The organism is Nonomuraea indica, from assembly GCF_002850745.1.
In the GTDB taxonomy this organism is placed as follows: Bacteria; Actinomycetota; Actinomycetes; order Streptosporangiales; family Streptosporangiaceae; genus Nonomuraea; species Nonomuraea indica.
On record NZ_KZ559469.1, the window covers coordinates 88,288 to 106,841 of the forward strand.

23 protein-coding genes are annotated in these 18,554 nt (G+C 72.4%); 14 read left to right on the plus strand and 9 right to left on the minus strand.

Annotated features, from left to right (window positions below):
• Positions 1-77: 77 nt before the first annotated feature.
• Both ispF and CXR44_RS11950 read right to left on the minus strand, forming a co-directional pair.
• On the minus strand, positions 78-545 hold the full coding sequence (ispF, locus tag CXR44_RS11945; protein WP_101785627.1) for a 2-C-methyl-D-erythritol 2,4-cyclodiphosphate synthase: 468 nt from the start codon (positions 543-545) through the stop codon (positions 78-80).
• Between the two features lie 17 nt (positions 546-562).
• Positions 563-1,045, minus strand: coding sequence for a CarD family transcriptional regulator (locus CXR44_RS11950; RefSeq protein WP_101785629.1), 483 nt, complete (start codon positions 1,043-1,045; stop codon positions 563-565).
• A 240-nt stretch (positions 1,046-1,285) separates the two neighbouring features.
• Between CXR44_RS11950 and CXR44_RS11955 the strand changes: the two genes are divergently transcribed.
• Positions 1,286-1,870 carry a copper chaperone PCu(A)C domain-containing protein gene (locus tag CXR44_RS11955; protein ID WP_180903347.1) on the plus strand — a complete coding sequence of 195 codons (585 nt, stop codon included), beginning with the start codon at positions 1,286-1,288 and terminating at the stop codon, positions 1,868-1,870.
• Positions 1,871-2,468: 598 nt separating this feature from the next.
• On the opposite strand, the gene CXR44_RS11960 is transcribed toward CXR44_RS11955, so the two are convergent.
• A complete protein-coding gene (locus CXR44_RS11960) occupies positions 2,469-3,161 on the minus strand; it encodes a response regulator transcription factor (protein ID WP_101785680.1) in 693 nt (230 codons plus the stop codon).
• Entirely contained in the window at positions 3,158-4,336 is a 1,179-nt protein-coding gene (locus CXR44_RS11965; RefSeq protein ID WP_245899101.1) for a sensor histidine kinase, read from the minus strand. The genes CXR44_RS11960 and CXR44_RS11965 overlap by 4 nt, the downstream gene beginning before the upstream one ends.
• 124 nt (positions 4,337-4,460) lie before the next feature.
• Here CXR44_RS11965 and phoU point away from each other — a divergent pair, with 124 nt between their 5' ends.
• Positions 4,461-5,105 carry a phosphate signaling complex protein PhoU gene (gene phoU / locus CXR44_RS11970; protein ID WP_101785684.1) on the plus strand — a complete coding sequence of 215 codons (645 nt, stop codon included), beginning with the start codon at positions 4,461-4,463 and terminating at the stop codon, positions 5,103-5,105.
• Between the two features lie 28 nt (positions 5,106-5,133).
• Here phoU and CXR44_RS11975 read toward each other — a convergent pair whose 3' ends face one another.
• The 3 genes from CXR44_RS11975 to mshA are packed head-to-tail and all read right to left on the minus strand — an operon-like array spanning position 5,134 to position 7,664.
• Positions 5,134-5,877 (minus strand): phosphoglyceromutase, encoded by a 744-nt coding sequence (locus CXR44_RS11975; RefSeq protein WP_101785685.1) that lies wholly within the window; start codon positions 5,875-5,877, stop codon positions 5,134-5,136.
• Positions 5,878-5,920: 43 nt separating this feature from the next.
• On the minus strand, positions 5,921-6,409 hold the full coding sequence (locus CXR44_RS11980; RefSeq protein WP_101785687.1) for a type III secretion system chaperone family protein: 489 nt from the start codon (positions 6,407-6,409) through the stop codon (positions 5,921-5,923).
• Between the two features lie 10 nt (positions 6,410-6,419).
• Positions 6,420-7,664, minus strand: a complete 1,245-nt coding sequence (gene mshA, locus CXR44_RS11985) for a D-inositol-3-phosphate glycosyltransferase (RefSeq protein WP_245899153.1) — start codon at positions 7,662-7,664, stop codon at positions 6,420-6,422.
• Between the two features lie 143 nt (positions 7,665-7,807).
• Between mshA and CXR44_RS11990 the strand changes: the two genes are divergently transcribed.
• The 7 genes from CXR44_RS11990 to CXR44_RS12020 all read left to right on the plus strand — a co-directional run bounded on the left by CXR44_RS11990 (position 7,808) and on the right by CXR44_RS12020 (position 12,164).
• Positions 7,808-8,551, plus strand: a complete 744-nt coding sequence (locus CXR44_RS11990) for an SDR family NAD(P)-dependent oxidoreductase (RefSeq protein WP_101785691.1) — start codon at positions 7,808-7,810, stop codon at positions 8,549-8,551.
• Entirely contained in the window at positions 8,544-9,332 is a 789-nt protein-coding gene (locus CXR44_RS11995) for a class I SAM-dependent methyltransferase (RefSeq protein ID WP_101785693.1), read from the plus strand. Before CXR44_RS11990 ends, CXR44_RS11995 begins: the two co-directional genes overlap by 8 nt.
• A gap of 89 nt (positions 9,333-9,421) precedes the next feature.
• A complete protein-coding gene (locus CXR44_RS12000; protein ID WP_101785695.1) occupies positions 9,422-9,778 on the plus strand; it encodes a BlaI/MecI/CopY family transcriptional regulator in 357 nt (118 codons plus the stop codon).
• Positions 9,775-10,680: a M56 family metallopeptidase gene (locus tag CXR44_RS12005; protein WP_101785697.1), complete on the plus strand. Its 906-nt coding sequence runs from the start codon at positions 9,775-9,777 to the stop codon at positions 10,678-10,680. Before CXR44_RS12000 ends, CXR44_RS12005 begins: the two co-directional genes overlap by 4 nt.
• 61 nt (positions 10,681-10,741) lie before the next feature.
• A complete protein-coding gene (locus CXR44_RS12010; protein ID WP_101785699.1) occupies positions 10,742-11,236 on the plus strand; it encodes a helix-turn-helix domain-containing protein in 495 nt (164 codons plus the stop codon).
• A 3-nt stretch (positions 11,237-11,239) separates the two neighbouring features.
• Entirely contained in the window at positions 11,240-11,671 is a 432-nt protein-coding gene (locus CXR44_RS12015) for a hypothetical protein (protein WP_101785701.1), read from the plus strand.
• Positions 11,672-11,792: 121 nt separating this feature from the next.
• Positions 11,793-12,164: a DUF2516 family protein gene (locus CXR44_RS12020; RefSeq protein ID WP_101785703.1), complete on the plus strand. Its 372-nt coding sequence runs from the start codon at positions 11,793-11,795 to the stop codon at positions 12,162-12,164.
• A gap of 102 nt (positions 12,165-12,266) precedes the next feature.
• Here CXR44_RS12020 and CXR44_RS12025 read toward each other — a convergent pair whose 3' ends face one another.
• Complete coding sequence (locus CXR44_RS12025; RefSeq protein ID WP_219601764.1) at positions 12,267-12,953, minus strand: TetR/AcrR family transcriptional regulator C-terminal domain-containing protein; 687 nt, start codon at positions 12,951-12,953, stop codon at positions 12,267-12,269.
• A gap of 82 nt (positions 12,954-13,035) precedes the next feature.
• Between CXR44_RS12025 and CXR44_RS12030 the strand changes: the two genes are divergently transcribed.
• From CXR44_RS12030 to CXR44_RS12040, 3 genes are all read left to right on the plus strand, one after another.
• Positions 13,036-13,509, plus strand: coding sequence for a nitroreductase/quinone reductase family protein (locus CXR44_RS12030; protein ID WP_101785705.1), 474 nt, complete (start codon positions 13,036-13,038; stop codon positions 13,507-13,509).
• Between the two features lie 84 nt (positions 13,510-13,593).
• A complete protein-coding gene (locus CXR44_RS12035) occupies positions 13,594-15,216 on the plus strand; it encodes a DUF2207 domain-containing protein (protein ID WP_101785707.1) in 1,623 nt (540 codons plus the stop codon).
• A 241-nt stretch (positions 15,217-15,457) separates the two neighbouring features.
• Positions 15,458-16,063, plus strand: coding sequence for an ankyrin repeat domain-containing protein (locus tag CXR44_RS12040; RefSeq protein ID WP_245899102.1), 606 nt, complete (start codon positions 15,458-15,460; stop codon positions 16,061-16,063).
• 27 nt (positions 16,064-16,090) lie between these two features.
• Here the strand turns inward: CXR44_RS12040 and CXR44_RS12045 are convergent, their stop codons facing one another.
• Positions 16,091-16,996, minus strand: a complete 906-nt coding sequence (locus tag CXR44_RS12045) for an asparaginase (RefSeq protein ID WP_101785711.1) — start codon at positions 16,994-16,996, stop codon at positions 16,091-16,093.
• 60 nt (positions 16,997-17,056) lie between these two features.
• Here CXR44_RS12045 and dtd point away from each other — a divergent pair, with 60 nt between their 5' ends.
• Positions 17,057-17,482 carry a D-aminoacyl-tRNA deacylase gene (gene dtd, locus CXR44_RS12050; RefSeq protein ID WP_101785713.1) on the plus strand — a complete coding sequence of 142 codons (426 nt, stop codon included), beginning with the start codon at positions 17,057-17,059 and terminating at the stop codon, positions 17,480-17,482.
• 365 nt (positions 17,483-17,847) lie between these two features.
• A complete protein-coding gene (locus tag CXR44_RS12055; RefSeq protein WP_342748547.1) occupies positions 17,848-18,360 on the plus strand; it encodes a GNAT family N-acetyltransferase in 513 nt (170 codons plus the stop codon).
• Positions 18,361-18,554 lie beyond the last annotated feature (194 nt).

The window sequence follows — 18,554 nt, forward strand, 5'->3', positions numbered from 1 at the left end:
GACGGACCGTCGCCTTCGCGCACGACGGGCTGGGGGCCGCCCGCCAGGATGCTCGTCACATCCCGACAGAGGACGCCTCAGGCCCCGCGAAGGTTGACCACGAGCGCGGTCGCGATGGCCGCGACACCTTCGCCGCGCCCGGTCAGCCCCAGCCCGTCGGTGGTGGTCGCGCTGACGCTCACCGGCGCCCCTACGGCCGCGCTGAGCGCCTTCTCGGCCTCGGCGCGCCGGGGTGACAGCTTCGGCCGGTTTCCGATCACCTGGAGCGCCACGTTGCCGATCTCGTAGCCAGCGGCGCGCACCTGCCGCGCGGTCTCCTCGAGCAGGGCGACACCGGTAGCCCCCGCCCAACGCGGGTCGGCGGTGCCGAACAGGCCGCCCAGGTCACCCAGACCCGCCGCGGAGAGCAGGGCGTCGCAGGCCGCGTGAGCGGCGGCGTCGCCGTCGGAATGGCCCGCGAGGCCGGTCTCGCCGGGCCAGTGCAGGCCCGCGAGATTGAGCTCGCGGCCGGAAGCGAACGGGTGAACGTCGACCCCGACGCCCACCCGTGGAATGCTGGTGTTCAGGAGTTGAGAACCTCGTCGAGCAGGGCCTCGGCCTTGTCCTCATTGGTCTTCTCGGCAAGAGCCAGCTCGCTCACCAGGATCTGGCGAGCCTTGGCCAGCATGCGCTTCTCACCCGCGGAAAGGCCGCGCTCACGGTCCCTCCGCCACAGGTCCCGAACGACCTCGGCGACCTTGTTGACGTCCCCCGACGCGAGCTTCTCCAGATTGGCCTTGTAACGGCGAGACCAGTTGGTCGGCTCCTCCGTGTGCGGCATCCGCAGGACGTCGAAAACCCGCTCAAGGCCTTCCTGACCCACGACATCGCGCACGCCGACGAGTTCTGCGTTTTCGGCTGGCACCTGGACGGTAAGGTCGCCCTTGTCGACCTTGAGTACCAGGTAGGTCCTTTCCTCACCCTTGATGGATCGCGTCGTGATTGCCTCGATCCGAGCAGCCCCATGGTGGGGGTAGACGACCGTGTCGCCGACCTGGAAAGTCATGTGACAAGTACCCCTTCCGCTGTACTCCAGAGTACCACGCGTCCACAGGCTCCCGGAACAGTGAAATCACCATAACTGCAGGTCAAAGGCGCATATTAGGGGTTGACAAGTGGTCCACTCTATGAATCGCATATGCGGACACGGCTAATGACCTGCGGGGGTGTGGAAATGACCATGGAATCAGGTGGATAAGGTAGGCGCTGCCCATCCCGCTCGCGCGAAACCAAGGAGAACCCGCCCGTGACCAGCCGTCGCTGGATTGCCGCAGCCGCCGCGCTCCTGGCCGCACCCGTCCTTGCCGGCTGTGCCGCTGGATTCGACGCCAACACCAACAAGCCGTACGCCCCCGTGGAGGGCGCCGCCCTCATCGAGAACGGCAAGTACGGCTCGCGCGGCATCCAGATCCCCCAGGCTTTCGTCCTCGGCCCCGACTCCGGAGCCCAGCTCGCCTGGCGTGGCTCAGCCCCGGTCTACCTGTCGATCATCAACACCGCGGGCGCGCCCGACACGCTGCAGCAGGTGTCGGTGGGTTCGCTGGGCGCCGTCAAGCTCGCCGCCCCGATCCAGCTGCCCAGCCAGCAGCTCGTCAACACCGGCAAGCCGACGCCCCAGATCATGATCGAGGGGCTCTCCAAGGCCCTCAGGGGCGGCGAGAGCGTCAAGCTGGACCTCACCTTCGCCAACGCCGGCGTCGTGTCCCTGGACGTGCCTGTGGTCACGCGCAGCCGCGAGTTCAAGGAGTACCCGCCCGCTCCCGGCGCCACGGCCGCCCCGACGCCCACGCCCTCGGCGACCCCCTCCGCCCACGCCGAGTCCGGCCACTGACGCGCCACCGGGGCGCCCTGACCGGCCGCTGACGCGCCACCGGGGCGCCCTGACCGGCCGCTGACCCGTCACCGGGCCTTGCTGACCGGCCACCGCCCACCGCTGAGCCACACCGGCAGGACCCGCGCGGCCCTGCCGGTGTGGCACGCCCGGCCCCGACCGGCGTACGACGCCGGCAGGCGACCGGCCGGGACACGCGGACCAGCCCCCACACCGCTCGCCGCCGCTCCATGCCGCCGCCCGAGTCCGGCGACGCGCGACCGGCCCATCGCCGCGACGTGGCCAGAGACGGCCTGGAGGCGGCCGCCCGTACGGGCTCGCTGACCGTCCCGCGGTCCCCGGGGGTGGTCCGGCAACCGTGGGACCGGTCGGGCGCCCGGGGAGGCACGACGTGACGGCGTCGAAGGACGCCGGACGCGGACCGGCGCCCCGCGCGGCGCGACCCCGCGGCGGCGCGACAGGCGTCGCAGCGCAGAAGGGTGCGGCAAGGGGGGCTGGGCGGCCCTCAGAGGCTTGTGGAGGCGCGGCGACCGCCCGGTCGTGGCCCGAACGAGCCGGACGGTCGCGGAGTGCGGTGAGCGTGCGTCAGGGGGCCCGCTCAGGCCTCCGTGGCGTCGAACTTGTAGCCCAGGCCGCGGACCGTGAGGATGCAGCGCGGGTTTGACGGATCGGCCTCGATCTTGGCCCGCAGCCGCTTGACGTGCACGTCGAGCGTCTTGGTGTCGCCCACGTAGTCGGCGCCCCACACCCGGTCGATGAGCTGCCCGCGGGTCAGCACCCGGCCGGCGTTGCGCAGCAGCACCTCGAGCAGCTCGAACTCCTTCAGCGGCAGCTGCACCTGCTCGCCGCGTACGGCGACCACGTGCCGGTCGACGTCCATGCGCACCGGCCCGACGGCCAGCACGGCGTTGTCCATCTCCTCCACCACGTCGCCCTGGCGGCGCAGGACGGCGCGGATGCGCGCGACCAGCTCCCGGGAGGAGAACGGCTTGGTCACGTAGTCGTCGGCGCCCAGCTCCAGGCCGACGACCTTGTCGATCTCGCTGTCCTTGGCCGTCAGCATGATGACCGGCACCTTGGACTTCTGCCTCAGCGACCGGCACACCTCGGTGCCGGGCAGGCCGGGCAGCATCAGGTCGAGCAGCACCAGGTCGGCGCCGGTGCGGTCGAACGTGTCGAGCGCCTCCGGGCCGGTGGTCGCGACCGAGACCTCGAACCCCTCCTTGCGCAGCATGTAGGACAGGGCGTCGGAGAACGACTCCTCGTCCTCCACCACGAGAACTCGGGTCATCGGGCTGCCTCCAGGGGGCTGGTGCTGGGTACGGCTATCGCGGTGCCGCCGAAGGCGGGCAGCCGCAGGGTGAACGTGGAGCCGGAGCCTTCCTTGCTCCACACGGAGACCTCGCCGGCGTGGGCCATGGCGACGTGCTTGACGATGGCGAGCCCGAGGCCGGTGCCGCCGGTGGCGCGCGAGCGGGCGGCGTCGACCCGGAAGAAGCGCTCGAAGATGCGCTCGAGGGACTCCTCGGGGATGCCGATGCCCTGGTCGCTGACGCTGATCTCGACGGAGTCGCCGGCGGGCCTGACGCTGACGACGACGCGGGTGTGCTCCGGGCTGTAGGCGACGGCGTTGTCGATGAGGTTGCGCAGCGCGGTGACGAGCAGCTCGTCGTCGCCCCACACGCGCAGCCCCTCGGCGCCGCCGGCGACCAGGGTGATGTCCTTGGCTCCGGCCCGGGTGTTGCAGTGGTCGATGGCGTCGTGGACGGCCTGGTCGATGTCGACCTGACCGGGGGTGGGGATGGGTTCGGCGCCCTGGATGCGGCTCAGCGTGATGAGGTCCTGGACGAGGTAGGTGAGCCGGGCGGCCTCGTGCTGCATGCGGCCGGCGAAGCGGGTGACGGCCTCGGGGTCGTCGGCGGCGTCCTGGATGGTCTCGGCGAGCAGGCTGAGCGCGCCGACGGGGGTCTTCAGCTCGTGGCTGACGTTGGCGACGAAGTCTCGGCGGACGGCCTCGACCCGGCGCCGTTCGGTCTGGTCCTCGGCGAGCACCAGCACCTGGCCGTGGGAGCCGAGGGGCGCCACGCGGACCGCGAAGTTGGTGATCTCCTGGCCGAACTTGTGGCCGGCGACGTCGATCTCGGTCTCGCGGATCTCGCCGTCGCGGCGTACCTGTCTGGCGAGGGCGAGCAGCTCGGCGGCCATCAGCCGGTCGCCCTTGACCAGCCCGAACGCGCGGGCGGCCGAGCTCGCGCGCAGCACCCGGTCCTCCGCGTCGAGCACCACGGCCGAGGAGGGCAGGACGGCGAGCACGGAGGCGACTCCCTGCGGTAGCGACCCCGTGTCGGCGTCGCCGGCCGGCTGCGTGCGGCTCGGCGCCTCGATCTGGTTGCGGTAGAACAGCACCGCGAGGGCCCCCACCATGAAGCCGGCCAGGGCGGCGAGGCTCATGGCCATCTCACTCATGTCTCCGATGGTAGGCGGCGGTCATCGGCCGTCCGACCCGTCACCTGGGGATGAACGCCTCCTTTCCCGGAAAGTTCACTTCCGCGTCGGGGTTCGTTCATCCACGCGCGCGTACGGTGGCGGCATGCGCGACGCCTACCACGAGGAACTCGACTCGCTGACGGACAAGCTGGTCGAGATGACCCGGCTGGTCCGCTCGGGGATCTCCCGGGCCACGACGGCCCTGCTGGACTCCGACCTGCAGCTCGCGGAGAACGTGATCAGCCGCGACGAGGAGGTGAACACGCTCTTCAACGAGGTCGAGACGTCCATCCTGGAGCTGATGGCCAGGCAGCAGCCGGTGGCCGTGGACCTACGGATGATCATCACGGCGCTGCGCATGGGCACCGACCTGGAGCGGATGGGTGACCTGGCCGTCCACGTGGCCAAGGTCGCGCGGCTGCGGCACCCCGACTCGGCGATCCCGCCGGAGCTGCGGTCCACGATCGTGGAGATGGGGCAGATCGCCGAGAGCCTGGTCACCAAGGCGGGCAGCTGCGTGGCCACCCGCGACGTCGACTCGGCGCTGGAGCTGAAGCACGACGACGACGCCATGGACAGGCTGCACCGCAAGCTGTTCAGGAGCATCCTGGCCAAGGACTGGCAGCACGGCGTGGAGCCGGCGATCGACATCACGCTGATCGGCCGCTACTACGAGAGGTACGCCGACCACGCGGTGCGGGTGGCCGAGTCGGTCGTCTACCTGGTGACGGGATCCCGGCCCAGCTGAGAGCCGGGCCGGGCCGGCCGGGAGGGGCTCAGCGGCCCTGGTTGGCCACGGCCTCGATGGCGGCCTTGGCGGCCTCGGGGTCGAGATACTCGCCGCCGCGCACCAGCGGCCTGAACGCGTCGTCGAGCTCGTAGCGCAGCGGGATGCCGGTGGGGATGTTGAGTCCGGCGATCTCCTCGTCGCCGACGCCGTCGAGGTGCTTGACCAGGGCGCGCAGGGAGTTGCCGTGCGCGGCCACGAGGACCGTCCGGCCGGCGGCGAGGTCGGGGACGATCTCGTCGTACCAGTAGGGCAGCATGCGCTCCACGACGTCCTTGAGGCACTCGGTGCGCGGCATCAGCTCCGGCGGCAGCAGCGCGTAGCGCGGGTCGCCGGCCTGGGAGTATTCGTCGCCGTCGGCGATCGGGGGCGGCGGCACGTCGTAGGAGCGGCGCCAGAGCATGAACTGCTCCTCGCCGAACTCCTCGCGCGTCTGCGCCTTGTTCTTGCCCTGCAGGGCGCCGTAGTGGCGCTCGTTGAGCCGCCAGGAGCGTCGCACCGGCAGCCACAGCAGGTCGGCCTCGCCGAGCGCGAGCTGGGCGGTCTGGATGGCCCTGGTGAGCAGGCTCGTGTGCACCACGTCGGGACGCACCCCGGCCTCGACGAGGAGCTTGCCTCCCCGGCGGGCCTCGTCCTCGCCCTTGACCGACAGGCTCACGTCCACCCAGCCGGTGAACAGGCCCTTCGCGTTCCAGTCGCTCTCGCCATGCCGCAGCAGCACCAAAGTCGCCATGCGGCCAATCCTATGGTTCGCCCGCCGGGGCGGGGGCAGGCGGTCAGCCGCCCGAGCGCGCCGGGTCGGCGAAGCGGGCGAACGCCTGCAGGTTGGCCAGCGACTCGCCCCGCTTGGCCCGCCACTCCCACTCGCGCCGGATGGACGAGGCGAAGCCGAGCTCCAGAGCCCGGTCGAACCAGTCGTCGGAGTAGGTCAGCACGCAGCCGAGCAGCCGGTCGATCTCCTCCTCGGTGACGGCCGCGAGCGGCACCCGGCCCACGAGGTGGACGTCGCCGACGGCGTCGACGGAGAAGTGCACGCCGTACGTGGTGCCGTTCTTGCCGAGCAGCCACCGGTAGAACTCGGCGTGGTTCTCGTCGGGCTGCCGGCAGAAGAACGCCTCCACGTGCAGCACCTGCTCGCCGACGATGAGCCAGGTCATGGTGGCCAGCTTGTGCTGACCGGGGAGCTTGACCAGGAACGCCCCCGGCCGCGGCTCGTCGAAGGTGACCTCGGCCGCCTCCAGGGCGGCGCGGACGACATCGCGCATGCGGTTCACCCTACGAGACGCCGTACGAGGCGACGGGCACGCTGTGCAGGTGGGCGACGGCGCCGGAGTAGACCTCCATGAGGTGCGTGGCGGTGGCCTGCCAGCCGAAGCCGGCGGCGTGCCGGCGGGCGCCCTCCGACAGGTTGGCGCGCCAGCGCGGCGAGGTGACGAAGCGGCGCAGCGTGCGCGCCCACTCGTAGGGGTCGTGGCCGTCCACGAGCACGCCGGACACCCCGTCGCGCACGGCGGTGCGCAGCCCGCCGACGGCCGCCGCGGCGACGGGCGTCCCGCAGGCCTGGGACTCCAGGGCGACGAGGCCGAACGACTCGCTGTAGGAGGGGACGACGGTGACGTCGGCGGCGCGGTACCAGTCGGCCAGCTCCTGCTGGGGCGCGGGCGGCACGAGGCGCACCACGTCGGAGACGCCCAGCTCGGCGGCCAGCTCGGCGAGGTGGGAGGGCCGGGCCAGGCCGTTGCCCGAGGGGCCGCCCACGCAGGCGACGACCAGGTGCTCGCGCAGCGACGGGTCCTCGATGAGCATGCGGGAGGCGGCGCGCAGCAGCACGTCGGGGGCCTTGAGCGGCTGGATCCGGCCGACGAACAGCAGCACGCGGGCGTCCTGCGGCAGGCCAAGGCGGCGCCGGGCGGCGCCCTGGGAGGCGGGCTCGAAGACGGTGAGGTTGACGCCGGGGTTGACGACGGCGACGCGGTTCTCCTGCGCGCCGTACAGGTCGATCAGCTCGCGCGCCTCGTCGTCGGTGTTGGCGACGAGGCGGTCGGCGATCTCCACGACCTGCTGCTCGCCGAGGACGCGGGCCTGCGGCTCGGGCCTGTCGTCGGCGGCGAGGAGCTGGTTCTTGACCTTGGCCATGGTGTGCATGGTGTGCACGAGCGGCACGCCCCAGCGTTCCTTGGCCAGCCAGCCGACCTGGCCGGACAGCCAGTAGTGGGAGTGGATGAGGTCGTAGCGGCCGGGGTCGTACATGGCCTCGGTGCGCAGGACGCCGGACAGGAACGCGCAGAGCTGGCCCGGCATGTCGGCGCGGTCCAGCTCCTCGTACGGTCCGGCGGTGAGGTGGCGGACGAGGACTCCGGGGGCCAGTTCGGCCACCGGCGGCAGGTCCCTCGCGGTGGCCCGGGTGAAGATCTCCACCTCGACCCCGAGCTGGGCGAGCCGCTTGGCCGATTCGACGATGTACACGTTCATGCCGCCGGCGTCGCCCGTGCCGGGCTGGTCCAGCGGCGACGTGTGCATGCTGATGGTCGCGACCCGGTTGACCCGTCGTCGCCTCACCCGACACCACCTCCAAACGATTGACAACTGCCCGCATCTTTCCGGCATTCCCGACAAAGGGTCACGGCGGGGTGTGCCGGGACCGCCCTGGCAGGATGTGGGCCATGAAGAAGACGGCTGTGGTGACGGGCGCGAGCAGCGGGATCGGCGAGGCGACGGCCAGGCGGCTGGCCGCCGCGGGCTACGACGTGGTGGCGGGCGCCAGGCGGCGCGAGCGGCTGGACGCGCTGGCCGCCGAGGTGCCCTCCATCAGGCCCGTCACCCTCGACGTGACCTCGCAGGAGTCCGTCGAGGCGCTGGCCGCCTCCTTGGAGCGCTGCGACGTGCTGGTCAACAACGCCGGCGGCGCGCTCGGGGCGGAGAGCGTCGCGGACGGGCGGCCCGACGACTGGCAGCGGATGTACGACACCAACGTGCTCGGCACCCTGCGCATGACCCAGGCGCTGCTGCCCATGCTGGTCGAGTCGGGTGACGGGGTGCTGGTGCTGCTCACCTCGACCGCCGGGCTGGTGCCGTACGAGGGCGGCGGCGGGTACGTGGCGGCCAAGCACGCCCAGTCCTCCATGGCGGGCACCCTGCGCCTGGAGCTCGTCGGCCGGCCGGTGCGGGTCGTGGAGATCGCCCCCGGCATGGTGCGCAGCGAGGGGTTCGCGGTGACCCGCTTCCGCGGCGACGAGGCGGCCGCCGCCCGCGTGTACGAGGGCGTGCCCGACCCGCTGACCTCCGACGACGTCGCCGACGCGATCGCCTGGTGCGTCACCCGTCCCGCCCACGTGAACATCGACCGGATCGTCATGCGCCCCCGCGCCCAGGCCGCCCAGCACAAGGTGCACCGGGTCAGTGGCTAGACCGGTCGGCTCCATCACCAGGGGCACCACGGCCCACAACCGGCTGCGGCGGTCCGACCGATGGATCGTCGCGGCGCACGGCGGGCTGCTCCGCGCCGCCGAACGGCCGCTGGTGGTGGATCTCGGCTACGGCGCCTCGCACGCCACCACGCTGGAGCTGTTCACCAGGCTCCGGCGCGTCCGGCCCGACGTGGAGGTGACGGGCCTGGAGATCGACCCGGCCCGCGTCGCCCTGGCCAAGCCGCACGAGCGGCCGGGGCTGAGCTTCTCGCTGGGCGGGTTCGAACTGCCGGTGCCGCGCCCGCCGGTGCTGGTGCGCGCCTTCAACGTGCTGCGCCAGTACGACGAGGCGGAGGCGTGGCACTACTGGGACGTGCTGTGCGGCGCCCTCGCACCCGGCGGCGTGCTGGTGGAGGGCACCTGCTCGGAGGTGGGCCACCGGGCCGTGTGGGTGGGCCTGTCACGCGAGGGGCCGCGGACGCTGACCTTCTCGGCCCGCTTCGACGCCTTCGACCGGCCGTCCGACCTGGCGGACCGGCTGCCCAAGACGCTGATCCACCGCAACGTGCCGGGCGAGCGGATCCACGCCTTCCTGCGCGATTTCGACCGCGCGTGGGCGGTGAGCGCCCCGTACGGCGTCCACGGGGCGCGCCAGCGGTGGCTGGCGGCGGTCGCCGCGCTGAGCGGCTCCTGGCCCGTGCCGCGGCACCCGCCGCTGGGCGGCACGGCGCGCTGGCGGCTCGGCGAGCTGACGCTGCCCTGGGCCGCGGTCGCCCCCTGAGCCCCATCCGCCACCCGACGGCCGCGTGAGGCCGATGTCACCTTTTCCCGGATGTCTGCTCGACAGGGTGTAGTACTACGCTGGTGCGTGTGAAGGGTCTTGGCGAGCTCGAACGCAGCATCATGGACATCCTCTGGGCGCAGAGCGGCGCGCTCACCGCCCGCGAGGTCGGCAGGCTCATCGCCGACCGTGACCTGGCCCCCACTACGATCATGACCGTCCTCGACCGGCTCACGCGCAAGGGCTTCCTCGAGCGCACCCGTGACGGCCGGGCGTGGCGCTATGCTCCCGCGGCGACCCGCGACGCGTACGTCGCCGAGCTTATGCTGGAGGCGTTGGACATGACGGGCGACCGGTCCGCCGCCCTGACGCGCTTCGCCCAGGCCGTGTCGGGCCGGGAGGCGGAGATCCTGCGCAGAGCCCTTACGGAGCTGGAGGACGAGTGATCACGGCAGCGGCGCTGGCAGCGCTCGCTCTGGCGTGCGCAGTCGGCTCCTGGCGTTTCACGACGGCCCGGTGGACCTCCCGGGCGCCCCGGATCGCGATCATCCTCTGGCAGTCCCTCGGCGTGACGTGGGGGCTCGCCACCACGGGCGCGATGCTGGCCTACGCCGTCGAGCCCTACGGGATGGGCGTGCTGCCGGGCCTGATCGCCTTCGCCGACGGCCGGGCGCCCGGCGAGCCGTGGGACGCGTTGCACGTGCTCGCCATGGTCGCGGGCCTGACGGCGCTGACCGTGCTGGTCGCTGTCCTGCTCACCGCGGGCGTGCAGACGTTGCGGACGCGCCGCCGCCACCGCATGCTGCTCGCGCTGATCTCGCACGACAACCCGGTGCTGCCGGGCGTCCGGGTGCTCGACCATCCGGGCGCGGCGGCCTACTGCGTGCCCGGGCTGCGCTCGCAGGTGGTGGTCAGCGAGGGCGCGCTCAAGCTGCTCTCGCAGGACGAGATGGCGGCCGTGCTGGCGCACGAGGCCGCGCACGTGCGCGAGCGCCACGACCTGGTGCTCCTGCCGTTCGCCGCGCTGCGCAGGGCGCTGCCCTGGTCCAAGGTGGTGAGCGACGCCCAGTCCCAGGTGGAGTTGCTGGTCGAGATGGCGGCCGACGACCGCGCCCGCCGCTACTGCAGCCCGCGCAGGCTGGCCACGGCGCTGCTGAGGTTCGGCACGGCCGGGGCCATGCCGACGCCCCAGGGCATGCTCGGCGTGCACGCCAACAGCCTCATGGCCAGGGTCGACCGGCTGGTCAAGCCGGCTCCCGAGCTGCCGATACGGCTGCGCTACGGGATGCTCGCCCTTTCCGTGACGTTGCTCACGTCCGCTCCCTTCCTGTGGGTCTACCAGCCCTGACCGCTTGCGGGAGTTAGCCACCCTGTTTGCAATTGCAAGCAGAGCGAGGCACACTGGAGGCATGGCACTACCGAAGGTCGGCTCGATCGGCGAATACATCCGCGAGCAGCGGCAGCAGGCGAAGATCTCGCTGCGCCAGCTCGCGGCGGCGGCGGGGGTCTCCAACCCCTACCTGAGCCAGATCGAGCGCGGTCTGCGCAAGCCGAGCGCCGAGATCCTCAACCAGATCGCCAAGGGTCTGCACATCTCCGCGCAGGCGCTCTACGTGCAGGCGGGCCTCATCGAGGACCGTGAGACCCCGAGCGACGTCGTCGCCGCGATCAGGGCCGACACGCATCTCACCGAGCGGCAACGCCAAGTGCTGATCGACATCTACGAGTCGTTCCGCAAGGAGAAGCGCGCCGAGGATGAGCAGACCTCCCAGAACGCTCACCCTCGGAGCGACTCCGTCACGGACGACGAGCAGCCGCTGCCGAAGGACTTCCTCGCCGCCCTCGAGCCCTATGCGGCGTCCGGCGACAACGGCACCGTCAACCAGGAAACCAAGGAAGGTTAACCCATGACGCTCGCCACCGAGGTCAAGAAGCTCACCGACTCCAAGCCGTTCTACGCCGTCGCCGGTGTCGGCGACTACGCGGTCGAGAAGCTGCGCGAGCTGCCCGAGCAGCTCCAGAAGCTGCAGGCCCGCCGCGGCGACCTGGCCAAGGAGCTGCCGGTCAGGGCGCGCACCTACGCCGACCTGGCCGAAGGCTTCGCCAAGGAGCTGCCGGAGAAGGCCCGCGAGTACGCCGATCAGCTCACCCAGCGCGCCACCCTCGTCTACGAGGACTTCGCCACCCGCGGCCGCAAGGTCGTCAGCCAGGTGAGCGGCGAGGCCGCGCTGGAGCTGGAGGAGGTGTCGGAGGCCGCCGAGCCGCCCGTCGCCACCCCGGTGACCCCCGCGAAGAAGACCCGCACCACCACCAAGGCCGCGCCCAAGGCCCAGGCCTGATCCACACCGGAAGGCCCGCCCCCGGCCGGGGGCGGGCCTTTCGTCGTTCGCGGAGTGCCCGCCGGGCGGGATGGGCCGTTAGGCTGGGTCCGTCATCGCGAGCGTCGGGCGGAGCGAACTCATGGACCTCATCAACGGCGGGCTCAACCTTCTCTTCCTGCTGCTCGCCATCGGCATCTTCGGCATGGCGGTCTACGCCTTCGTGCACGCGCTGCGGGTGCCCGACAACGCCTTCATCTCGGCGGGCAAGCTCAAGAAGAACATCTGGCTGATCATCCTGGCGCTGGCCACCCTGTTCTCGGCGGGCGGGGCGTGGTCGTTCCTCCAGGCGTTCCTCCTGCTGGGCGGGATGCAGTTCATCGGGCTCGGCGCGGTCAACATCTTCTCGATCGCCGCGGTGATCGCCGCCGTCGTCTACATCGTGGACGTCAAGCCCGCCGTGAAGGGCATGGGCGGCCGCGGCGGCAGCAGCGGCCCGTACGGACCCTGGTAGAGATCCGGCGCGCTCCGGCGGCGAACGACGGCCGGGACGCCTGAGTCACGGTCTCCGGCGCGCCCAGGCCGGCACCCGACGCTTCGCTGCGCCGTCGGCCGGCTAGCCCGGTCCGGCGCAGTCCTGCCGCACGCCCGAGCCGGCCTCCCGAGCGGCCCCGGGACGGCCGCCGGACGGGGCAGCGGTCAGGGCGGCCGCGAAGCCGTGCAGCAGGGCTTCGAGGGCGAAGTCGAACCGGGACGCCGCATCGGATGTCGCGACGGCCGCGAAGAAGAGCGGGTAGGAGCCGGCGTCGACCGGCGGGCAGTCCGGCGCGAGGTCGGGGTGGGCGGCGGCGTGCCCCAGGACGAAGGCGGCCAGGGAGCGCACCACGTCGTGGGCCCGGGTCAGCTCGAAGCCCGCCGAGCGGAGCGACTCCAGCATGGCCTCCATGGTCCGCAGGTTGTGCGGGGTCGTCGCGGGCCGGGTGGCGACCAGGGCGATCAGGTTCGGATGTGCGGTGAGCGTGGCCAGGAACGCATGGGCGTACGCGCGCAGGCTCTCCTGCCAGGACGAGGCGGTCGGCGGCGGGGTGGTCTCCGAGACGAGCTGTTCGACGATCCCGTCCAGGAGAGCGTTCTTGTTCGGGACGTGGTGGTACAGCGTCATGGCCTCCACGCCGAGTTCGGCGGCGATCCGGCGCATCGACAGCGCCGTGAGGCCCTCCTGGTCGGCGAGGCGCACCGCTGCCCGCAGGATGGCCTGCCGGGTCAGCCCGGCCCGTTGCCCGCGCCCTCGGTTCGCTGTCACGTCGTCCCCCGCTTGACGATTCTTATGGCGTAAGAATAGCGTGCCCCTCAAAACATACACCGTAAGAATTGGGGGGCCGATCATGCTGAGCCGGGCCGTCAAGGCCTTCAAGCACTGGCAGTACCGCGGGGGCCGGCCGCGGCGGTGGGCCCGGATCGAGAACCGGCTGTGGGCTCTCGCGTTCGCCGCCGGCATCATGCCGAACAGAGCGGCCACGCTCGAGATCCGCGGCCGCAAGTCCGGCCGCCTCATCTCGTTCCCGGTCGCCATCGCCGGCCACGACGGTGAGCGCTATCTCGTCGCCATGCTCGGCGAGAAGACGAACTGGGTGCTCAACGCGCGCGCCGGAGACGGGCGGGCGGTGCTGCGCCACGGACGTCGCGAGGAGATCCGGCTGACGGAGGAGCTCTCCGACCGGCGCGCCGCGATCCTCCGCCGCTACCTGCAGGTGGCGCCCGGGGCGCGTCCCCACTTCCCCGTCGACCGTCACGCCCCGCTGGAGGAGTTCGAGCGCATCGTCGACCGCTACCCCGTCTTCCGCATCACCTCGGCGTGACGCCCGCTCCGGGCGCCGAGGCACGGTCCGCCTGACGGCGGGCTCCCCCGGCGCTGTCGGACCGAACCGCTACGATTTGCGGCCATGACGGGAATCAGGCACGTGCTCGCCATGGTGGGCGCGGCCGTTGTGGCGCTGACCTCCACGCCCGCCACGGCGACGGCGGCGGGGATCACCGACGAGATCACCATGACGCTCCGCAAGGACGGCACGCTCCACGTCGTGGAGAAGATCACCGGCGGGTCGGGCGAGCTGAAGCGGACGTTCCTCACCAGGACCCGCCACGACGACGGCAACGACCGCATCTACCGGATCACCGGCGTCAAGGGCGGCAAGCTCGCCGGCGACGTGCTCACCGTGACCGCGCCGGCCACCGTCGAGTACGACGTCCAGGGGGCCGTCACCCCGGCGGGCCAGGCGCAGGAGCTGCGCTGGTTCGCGGTCAGCGGCTGGAACACCCCCGTCGCCAAGGCCACCGTCGAGGTGAGCGGCCCAGGACAGGTGCAGAACCTGTCGTGCTTCGCCGGCGACCTGACCTCCGTCATCGGCTGCACCGCCGCCTCCATGGACCACGGCGCCACCGAGGCCGTCTTCGAGCAGGACGACCTCGCTCCCGGCCAGGCGCTCACCGTGATCGTCGGCTATCCCGAAGGAGCCTCCTCCGGCGCGCCGATCCTCGAACGGCGCTTCTCCCTGGCCACCGCCTTCACCCTCGACACCGTGACCGGCGGCGCGCTCGCCACGCTCCTGGTGCTCATGCTCGGCGGCACCGCGCTGCTCTACTGGACGCGCGGGCGCGACGCCCGGGTCCTCGACCACGAGAAGGGCCGCGGGAAGGGCATGGCCGCGCCCGTCCAGAACGGCCACTTCAGCCCGCCCGACGGCGTGCGGCCCGGCCAGATCGGCACGCTGGTGGACGAGCAGGCCGACGTGATCGACGTGACGGCGACCATCGTCGACCTGGCCGTCCGCGGCTACCTCCGCATCGACGAGCAGCCCCGGCAGACCTACGACGCGCCCGACTGGGTGCTGGTCAAGCTGCCCACCGCGCCCCCCGGCTCGCTGCTGCCGTACGAGCAGGCCCTCTACGACGCGATCTTCGACGGACGGGACGCGGTGCCGCTGTCGCACCTGTCCGGCTCCTTCGCCAGCCACCTGGGAGAGGTGCGTGACGCCCTCTACGACGACGTGGTGCGGCAGGGCTGGTTCGCCCGCCGCCCCGACACCGAGCGCACCCGGTGGACGACCCTCGGCGTGGTGCTCGTCGTGGCCGGACTGCTCGCGACGGCCGCGCTGGCCTGGATGACGACGTACGGGCTGATCGGGCTCGCGGTCGTCATCGGGGGCGGGGCGCTGGCCGTGGGCGGTCAGTACATGCCGGCCAAGACCGCCAAGGGGTCGGCCGCGCTGGCGCACACCCTCGCGTTCCGCGAGTATCTCTTCTCCGGCGACCTGGGCGAGGTGCCGGAGCAGCACCGCGTCGAGCTGTTCTCCCGCTACCTGCCGTACGCGGTGATCTTCGACGGGGTGGAGCACTGGTCGCGGGTGGTCGCCTCGGTCACCGGCAACGGGCACCAGGCCGACAACCTCTACTGGTATCACGGACCCGCCGAGTGGGACCTGTCGAAGTTCGCCGGGTCGATGCGCACGTTCACCACGACCACGTCCGGAGCCATCTCGGCGACGCGCCAGTTCAGGAGCCTGTGAGCGGCACGGCCGCGCCTCTGGACGCGCCGGGGCCCCGCGGCGGATGCTGTCGCTGGTGGCAGGTGGTGCGACCGGCGGCCGGGTGGGTAGCCGTCAGCGTGCGGGGCGGCCGCTCCCGCGGCGCGCGGCCGCCGCTCCCGGCCACCCGGCCCGGGGCACGCCGTCCCGGGCCGGCGTCCTGGGCCGCTGTCCTCGGCCACCGCCCAGGACGGCTGCCCTGGCCGCTGCGAAAGGACCTAGCGTGCGCGACGAAGAGCTTCTCACCGCCGCCGCGATCGGCGACGCCGCCGCTGTGCGCGAGGCCGTGACCGAGGGCGCCGACGTGGAGGCGCGCGACGCCCGCCGGCGCACCCCGCTGCTGCTGGCCGCCGCCGCCGACCACGTCGAGGTGGCACAGATCCTGGTCTCCGCCGGAGCCGACCCCGACGCCCTCGACTCGCAGCACGACACGCCGTGGCTGGTGACCGGGGTGACCGGCAGCGTGGCCATGATGCGGGTGCTGCTGCCCGCCGGCCCCGACCTGACCATCACCAACCGCTACGGCGGAGTCTCCCTCATCCCCGCCTGCGAGCGCGGCCACGTCGAGTACGTGCGCGAGGTGCTCAAAACGGGGATCGACGTCGACCACGTCAACGACCTGGGGCTGACCGCGCTGCTGGAGGCCGTCGTGCTGGGCGACGGGTCGGCGCCGTACCAGGAGATCGTCCGGCTGCTGCTGGCCGCCGGGGCGGACCCGCACCTGGCCGACGCCCACGGCGTGACCCCGTTCGAGCACGCGGTCGGCCGCGGGCAGCTGGAGATCGCCGCGATCCTCCGGGACGCCACCGGCCCCGCCCACCGCCCCTGACCGCGAGCCGCGACCGCGTGGTGCCGGTCAGGTGCGCTGGAGCCGGAGCTCGCCGACGGGACTGCCGCCGCCCAGGACCGGCGTGACCGGCGGGTCCGGCACCTCGACGCCGAGCGATCCCAGGGCCGCCACCGTCACCGGGGTGCGCGCCCGCGAGGCGCCGTCCTCGACCTTGACCACGCCCGCGCGGCCGTCGCCGAGCGCGAACGCCTCGAACCCCTCCGCGCCGGCCTTCAGCAGCAGCCCCGGCACGGCCCGCATCAGCGCCGCCTCCGGGCGGCGCGTGCCCGACGTCCACTCCGGGTGGGCGGTGAACGCCTCGTGGATCCGCCGCTCGTACGAGCCGGCCTCCCCCAGCGGGAACGCCCGGAACGCCCTGGCCGTGCCCGCCATCGACACGAAGTGCAGAGGCGCCCCGCAACCGTCCACGCCCGTGGCCGCCACCCGCTCGCCGGTCAGCTCCTCGACCGTGGCGCGGATCGCGCGCTGCAACGGGTGCGACGGCTCCAGGTAGGTCTCGAGCGGCCAGTCGTTGGCGGCGCAGGTGGCGAGCATGGCGGCGTGCTTGCCGGAACAGTTCATGTGAACGCGGGCCTGCTCGGTGACCGTGCGGTCCTCCGGATAGTCCTCGGGGCACCGCAGCGCCGACTCGTCGAGCCCTGCTCCGGCCAGGATCTTGCGGGCGCCGTCCACGTGGAACGGCTCGCCGGAGTGCGACGCGCAGGCCAGCGCGAGCAGTTCGCCCGTCAGATCGAGCCCGCTGCGCAGCATGCCGAGCACCTGCAGGGGCTTCATCGACGACCGAGGCGACACCGGTACGTGCACCTCCCCGTGCGCCTCCACCACCCGGCCGTCCGCGTCGACGGTCAGCATCCGGGCATGGTGCCGCGACTCCACGAACCCGGACCGGACAACCTCCACCACCAGTGACATTTCTCGCCCCTTTCCGGCATGAGTCTACGAAGGCCGTCGGCTGCGCCAGAATGGGATCCCATGCGAGCAGTGGTCCAGCGTGTGACGTCGGCTTCCGTGGTGGTGGACGGCCGCACGGTCGGGGCGATCGACGAGTCCGGCCTCCTGGTGCTGGTCGGCGTCACCCATACCGATACGCCCGCCGAGGCGCGCAAGCTCGCCGCCAAGCTGTGGGGCCTGCGCATCCTGCACGGCGAGAAGTCCTGCTCCGACGTGGGGGCGCCGCTGCTGGTGGTCAGCCAGTTCACCCTGTACGGCGACGCCCGCAAGGGCCGCCGCCCCACCTGGCAGGCGGCCGCCCCTGGCCCCGTCGCCGAGCCGCTGGTGGACGCGGTCGTGGCCGAGCTGAGGGCCTTGGGGGCGCAGGTGGCGACGGGCAGCTTCGGCGCCGACATGCAGGTGTCGCTGGTCAACGACGGCCCGATCACCCTCATCCTGGAGATCTAGCCGAGTGGGTCCTGGGTCGGGCCACTGGTCGTCGTGATCGGACATCGGACCGGTCGGCGCGGCGGTCGTGCCAGATCACGGCGATCAGGTCGAGGAGGCGCCAAGCGCGGCCACCACCCATCGGCGGGGACTCTCCACGCCGCCGCCCCACGTGGTCGCACCCGCCGGTCTCCACCGCTGGCGCACGTTGTGGATCTCGTCCAGGAGTACGTACCCGCTGCCCGGCGAAACCTCAGGCCCGTCCGCCCTCAACCGCTTCCCCCCTCCGGAAGAAGGAGATCACAATAATCAGCAAGCCCCGCCTCCCGTCAGATGGAGGCAGAACGCCCCTTGGGATCACGTCCATCGCGACCGATCGGTTCGATCTGCTCCCGCTGACTGTCCAGCACGCCGCCGAGATGGCGACGGTGCTGGCCGACCCCGCCCTGCACGCGTTCATCGGCGGCGAGCCGCTGGACGAGGACGCCCTGCGGGACCGCTACACCCGCCTGGCCGCCGGCTCCCCCGACCCGGCCGTGTCGTGGTTCAACTGGGTGATCTCGGTACGCGACGAGGGCCGCCTGGCCGGCACCGTCCAGGCCACCATCGCGCACGAAGGGCCGGTGGCGGAGGTCGCGTGGGTGGTCGGCACCCCGTGGCAGGGGCGCGGCGTCGCCACCGAAGCCGCTCGCGGGCTCGTCGCCTGGCTGCGGGAGGCCGGGGTGCGCACGGTGGTCGCGCACATCCACCCGGACCACGCGGCGTCGGCCGCCGTGGCCGCGTCCGCCGGCCTCTTCCCGACGGACGTACGGCAGGACGGCGAGATCCGCTGGACGACACCGCCGGAGCCTCCACCGCGACGCCAGGCACAGCCCGGCGCGCTCCACGAGGACGGCTAGGACGGCCGGCAGCAGCGCCGCGACCCAGCGCGGCGCTGCGGCCCAGGTCAGCGCGTCGTGGACATCGTGGGTGCACGCCACGCCACGGGCGGGGCCCACGGGGCGCACGTGGCGGCGGCCCGCCACGATCCGGTCAGCGGGCGTTCTCCTGGAGGTCCTCAGCCCCGTGCGGCGGGTGGCGCCTTCCTCGGCGG

What these genes read in the sequence shown, in the direction of transcription:
- CXR44_RS12035 (WP_101785707.1), top strand. Translation starts at nt 13,594, where the DNA reads ATGACGGGAATCAGGCACGTGCTCGCCATGGTGGGCGCGGCCGTTGTG.
- CXR44_RS11975 (WP_101785685.1), bottom strand. Translation starts at nt 5,877, where the DNA reads ATGGCGACTTTGGTGCTGCTGCGGCATGGCGAGAGCGACTGGAACGCG.
- mshA (WP_245899153.1), bottom strand. Translation starts at nt 7,664, where the DNA reads ATGCACACGTCGCCGCTGGACCAGCCCGGCACGGGCGACGCCGGCGGC.
- dtd (WP_101785713.1), top strand. Translation starts at nt 17,057, where the DNA reads ATGCGAGCAGTGGTCCAGCGTGTGACGTCGGCTTCCGTGGTGGTGGAC.
- CXR44_RS11980 (WP_101785687.1), bottom strand. Translation starts at nt 6,409, where the DNA reads ATGCGCGATGTCGTCCGCGCCGCCCTGGAGGCGGCCGAGGTCACCTTC.
- phoU (WP_101785684.1), top strand. Translation starts at nt 4,461, where the DNA reads ATGCGCGACGCCTACCACGAGGAACTCGACTCGCTGACGGACAAGCTG.
- CXR44_RS11990 (WP_101785691.1), top strand. Translation starts at nt 7,808, where the DNA reads ATGAAGAAGACGGCTGTGGTGACGGGCGCGAGCAGCGGGATCGGCGAG.
- CXR44_RS12030 (WP_101785705.1), top strand. Translation starts at nt 13,036, where the DNA reads ATGCTGAGCCGGGCCGTCAAGGCCTTCAAGCACTGGCAGTACCGCGGG.
- CXR44_RS12020 (WP_101785703.1), top strand. Translation starts at nt 11,793, where the DNA reads ATGGACCTCATCAACGGCGGGCTCAACCTTCTCTTCCTGCTGCTCGCC.
- CXR44_RS11965 (WP_245899101.1), bottom strand. Translation starts at nt 4,336, where the DNA reads ATGAGTGAGATGGCCATGAGCCTCGCCGCCCTGGCCGGCTTCATGGTG.
- CXR44_RS12015 (WP_101785701.1), top strand. Translation starts at nt 11,240, where the DNA reads ATGACGCTCGCCACCGAGGTCAAGAAGCTCACCGACTCCAAGCCGTTC.
- CXR44_RS12045 (WP_101785711.1), bottom strand. Translation starts at nt 16,996, where the DNA reads ATGTCACTGGTGGTGGAGGTTGTCCGGTCCGGGTTCGTGGAGTCGCGG.
- CXR44_RS11960 (WP_101785680.1), bottom strand. Translation starts at nt 3,161, where the DNA reads ATGACCCGAGTTCTCGTGGTGGAGGACGAGGAGTCGTTCTCCGACGCC.
- CXR44_RS11950 (WP_101785629.1), bottom strand. Translation starts at nt 1,045, where the DNA reads ATGACTTTCCAGGTCGGCGACACGGTCGTCTACCCCCACCATGGGGCT.
- CXR44_RS12010 (WP_101785699.1), top strand. Translation starts at nt 10,742, where the DNA reads ATGGCACTACCGAAGGTCGGCTCGATCGGCGAATACATCCGCGAGCAG.